The sequence below is a fragment of the Kitasatospora sp. NPDC059722 genome (assembly GCF_042733235.1).
Lineage (GTDB): Bacteria > Actinomycetota > Actinomycetes > Streptomycetales > Streptomycetaceae > Kitasatospora.
The window spans coordinates 1-1,277 of sequence record NZ_JBHWGD010000294.1; the positions used below are offsets into that span (position 1 = coordinate 1).

Sequence of the window (1,277 nt, forward strand, 5' to 3'; positions counted from 1 at the left end):
CGTGTGCTTGGTGGCGACGGCGCCATCTGGACCAGGTCAGGGTGTGGTCGCGGGACTCAGGACGGTCGCGGGGCCGAGTTCCCAGCAGACGGCGAATCTCGGCCGGTGTGAGGTCCACGAGGTCGGGCGCGTCCCGATCGGCTCCCCCTTTTCACGCTCCTGAGTGGCCATGGCCGCCAGGAAGGCGTGGGCGAGCATGGCCAGGGTGATGTGCCGGTACCAGCCCACGTAGCGGCGGACCTCGTACTGGTCCAGGCCGCACTCGTTCTTCGCGCTCTGGAAGCATTCCTCGATCTTCCAGCGGCAGCCGGCGATGCGGACCAGGTCCGTGACGGTGGCGTCCAGGGGTGCGCAGGCCAGGTAGTAGGCGATCTCGTCGGGCCTTGCGATGCTGCGGCGAGCGAGCATCCAGCGCTGGCGGGTGGGCTGGTCGCCGTCGAACTCCCACACCGCCGGGAGGCGGGCGGCGGCCCAGTCGTAGACGCGCTCGCCCTTGGCCCCGGGCCCGGCGGACAGCCGCTGCCAGGCCTCGGATGGCGCCTGGCCGATGAGGTGATCAATGCGCGGGCCGTGGACCTGCTGGGACTTGGGGACCGCGACGACGTAGGAGAGCTGGGCGTCTTCGAGGTAGCGGCGGAAGTGGGAGTCCTGGCCGTAGGCGGAGTCCGCGGTGACCCAGGCGATCGGCAGTGGCGAGGCCTGGGCCCGCCCGATCATGGCCCGGGCGAGTTCGAGCTTGGTGGCGAAGCTGCGCTCGTCGGGGACTCGGGCGGCCCGGCAGCGTTCGCGGTCGTCGGTCCAGGATTTGGGCAGGTAGAGCTCGCGGTCGACCAGGGCGTGGCCGCGCGTGGTGGCGTATGCGGCGAAAACGCCGATCTGGCAGTTCTCGGTGCGGCCGGCGGTGCCGGAGTACTGGCGCTGGACGCCGGCGGAGACGGTGCCCTTCTTGATGAAGCCGGTGTCATCGATGATCAGGACGCCTTCGGGGGTGCCGAGTTGCTCGGCGAGGTAGGTCTGCAGGTCGTCGCGGACCTGGTCGGCGTTCCAGCGGGCGCCGGCGAGCAGGTGTTGGAGCCGGTGCGGGGCCGGGTGCCCGGCGAACTCGGCCAGCTGCCAGCTGTTCTTGCGGCCGACCGGGCCCAGCAGCCCGCGGATGTAGTCCCGCATCCGGCGCCGCGGCTCGATGCGGGCGAACCGGGCCCCGATCCGCAGCAGGAGTTCGTTGAGTTCCCGGTCCCACGCATCCGTCAGATCGTCGATCACAGCAAGGGGCTGTC

At 70.9% G+C, this 1,277-nt stretch carries 1 protein-coding gene; it reads right to left on the minus strand.

The window, feature by feature from the left end; translation table 11 throughout:
* Positions 1-36: 36 nt before the first annotated feature.
* The gene (locus ACFV4F_RS43395; protein ID WP_380511584.1) at positions 37-1,263 is read right to left on the minus strand and encodes an IS701 family transposase; all 1,227 of its coding nucleotides are present in this window, start codon (positions 1,261-1,263) and stop codon (positions 37-39) included.
* Positions 1,264-1,277 lie beyond the last annotated feature (14 nt).